Annotated in this window: 2 protein-coding genes; both read left to right on the top strand. The window is 30.5% G+C overall.

The window, feature by feature from the left end; translation table 11 throughout:
- Nucleotides 1–784 precede the first annotated feature (784 nt).
- Complete coding sequence (locus AC5M21_RS15935) at nucleotides 785–1,081, top strand: hypothetical protein (protein ID WP_236916433.1); 297 nt, start codon at nucleotides 785–787, stop codon at nucleotides 1,079–1,081.
- A 361-nt stretch (nucleotides 1,082–1,442) separates the two neighbouring features.
- The gene (locus AC5M21_RS15930) at nucleotides 1,443–2,585 is read left to right on the top strand and encodes an ArgE/DapE family deacylase (protein WP_117599193.1); all 1,143 of its coding nucleotides are present in this window, start codon (nucleotides 1,443–1,445) and stop codon (nucleotides 2,583–2,585) included.
- Nucleotides 2,586–3,251 lie beyond the last annotated feature (666 nt).

Below are 3,251 nucleotides of genomic sequence, written 5' to 3'. Positions count from 1 at the left end.
TATCAAAGTCCAAATCAGTATGAAAGAAGTTATGCAAAAAAACAGTTAAGCTAGATGAAATATTTCAGTTTAACTGGTACTTTTTCTTGACGTAGTACCAGTAACAGAAGCATGATGACGGGTTAATTCACGAGCTTGTTTCATATCGAGCTTACGCTGAGCGACTCTAGTATAATCTCTATCAAAGAATACTGAACAAATAAGAAAAGTCTCTTTTTTATCATTGTTAGTCTTTCTTATTTTGCTTTTGCGCTTGGCATCAGTTATTTATCAACTTGAAAAATTTGGTCGCTCGCATATCAAAGCATCTTAGGTTCTTTTCTATAAATATCTTCTTTTTGAGCACATGTATAGATGCTCTATTTGTCATACAATTTTAAAGGTTCAAATATATCTGAAATGCAATTATGTGATTCATTCAATAATTAGCATTTTTAGACTTTACTTTTAATAGTTATTGAAACTGGAATAAACATTAAATATGTTTGTATCCCAGCTACCCTTATCGCATTAGACTGTTCTCGAAAAGTGGGCTGTCACGATTCTTTGAAGAGATTGATTCTTATCAACAAATATATTCGGAAATTCAGCAATAGTATCAAAAACAAGAGAATTCTTAAGCAATCATTAGTTTGCGTATAACTGGAGAGAGTGCGGCTATTCAAATAAAAAATTATATTGAGTCACATTCGTATTTAGAAAATACGGATATAATTCTATTAGTGATTTCTGATCATGAATACTTGCTAAGAAAAGTAAATCAAATACAAAAAAACAAAGGATTGTGTGTGAGGTAGGGACTTATAATCAAGAATTATATGGTATACCATACATTCCAATTTCAAAACTATTTGATATTTCATCAGATAAACTAGATATTTTGTTATCTTTAGAAACTTTAGAATCTGTCATGTCAGTAAATTATGATGCGATATATGCTTACTTGGAAGAACAGTTGGAAGGTTTTGACCTTCAGTTATTAAAGAAAATTTTGCCAAAGACTATTCTTAGAATAAAGAAAGTATTGCATGGCTTATCATCTGATCAGGAAGTTGGGTTATTTATGCATATTACATGTTAAATCTATCGATTACAAAAAGAGAATAAATCAATAAGAAATGAAACAAGCCTTTATATAATGATTTGAAAGAAAATTTACAACTGTTTGAAAAAGAATTTTTTATAAAATTTGATGATGACGAGTTAGCTAATATAATCCAAATTAAAAAATGTTAAATCATTACTTTTTTATTAAAATTAGTGTATGAAGTTACAGTAATTGGCTAAAAGAACTCTTTAATTATAAAAATGAAATAAAAGATTTGAATAATGATGTTGGCTTATGCATCTTTCTAATCGTTTTTCATTTATACTAGTTTATTATTCTAAATTCTGAGCTAAACTAATAGTAGCAGATTATAATGATATTGGAGGTATAAGATATGAATGATCAAAAAAAAATTCAAGTATTACAAGATGTTATTCGAATTCCATCAGTAAACGGGAAAGAAGCAGAAGTAGCATCCTATCTTTCTAAACTATTTATAGATTACAGTATTGAAAGTGAAAGAGTGCCTTATTGTCCAGGACGAGATAACTTGGTTGTAACTATTTCTACAGGGCACGGCAAAGTCTTAGGGCTTTCTGGGCATATGGATGTTGTGTCTGCTGGAAATGAAAGCATGTGGAATTATCCACCTTTTGAGGCGCATATTGAAGGTAATCGTCTCTATGGACGCGGATCGACAGATATGAAGGCCGGATTAATGGCGATGGTCATTGCTATGATTGAATTAAAAGAAGAAGGATGTCCATTTAATGGGACAATCAAATTGTTGGCGACTGTTGGGGAAGAGGTTGGAGAACTAGGAGCTGAACAATTGACAAAAGAAGGTTATACAGATGATTTGGATGCACTTATTATTGGGGAACCTACTGGATATGTTTTAGGCTATGCTCATAAAGGATCTATTAACTATACGGTAGTGTCTAATGGTAAAGAAGCACATAGTTCAATGCCACAGGAGGGATATAATGCTATTAGACGTTTAAATGATTGCATTATGGTATTCAATCAAAAAATGGACAAGATATCAAACGATTATATCAATGAAGAATTGGGAAAAACAATACATAATGTCACAATTATTCGCGGTGGAACCCAAATAAATAGTATTCCAAATAAGGCTATTGCACAAGGAAATATACGGACTATACCAGAATTTGATAATGGTAAAGTGATTGCTCTATTAAAGGAAACAGTTGCACAATTAAATCAAGATAATTTATTTCCATTGGAGTTAACTATTAATTACAACAAAATTCCCGTTGAAGCCAACAAAAACTCCACATTGATTCAAGCTATTCAAAAACAGTTTGATACACCGTTACCAGTTTTAGGAGGCCCTGCTACTACAGATGCTGCAGAGTTTATAAAGTCACAGAAACAATTTGATATAGTGGTTTTTGGACCTGGTGTTACTACAGTTCCTCACCAAATCAATGAATATGTGGAAATTAGTAATTATTTTGAACAAATTGACATCTATAAAAAGATAATTACTACCTACTTAAGTGATGAATAATTAATGAACTTTATAGAGAAAAATAGTAATTAGATTTTTTCGCTGATTAGGTATTGTACAGTGTATGAAGCACTGGTACTATGTCAAGATTTCGGACAAGTTAAATACAAGAATTTAGTTTGTCTCGTCTAACATTTTATATTTTTTCTCAAATTGGTCCGGCAACATATATTCACAATGCGAACGTATTCTCATTGTGTTTAAAAATTTTTCCAACTATTCAAATATTAGTTTTCATAACCCTGGATTTTAAATCTGTTTATCCACTCACGTTTTATTGATGCATGAAATGTTTCTATACATGCATTATTTCGCAGGTAGCTTTTTTGAATAGCTTTTTATCATATTTTCTGTCAATTCTTTATATATGAGAGATAGAGTTGGATAAAATACACTAAATTGGACAGTTTTTAAGAAAATTATTATATGAAAAAAACAAGAAATGAGGTAATCTGAAATGGTAATCGACAGGATTGTGAGAAAATTAAGCAAGAACTTACATAATTTATAAGTATCACACTAGAGATGGAATTTAGTAAAGAAAAAACTCTGATTACACATAGTAATACTTTTGCTCGTTTTCTCGGATATAATGTCAGAGTACGCTGTGATAGTGCTAGTATAAATTTAGTACCAGTTAAATAGAAATAATGTCTAAAAAAATGA

Source organism: Coprobacillus sp., assembly GCF_984815275.1.
Note: the sequence above shows the minus strand (reverse complement) of the source record. Positions and strands in the feature narration are given on the sequence as shown.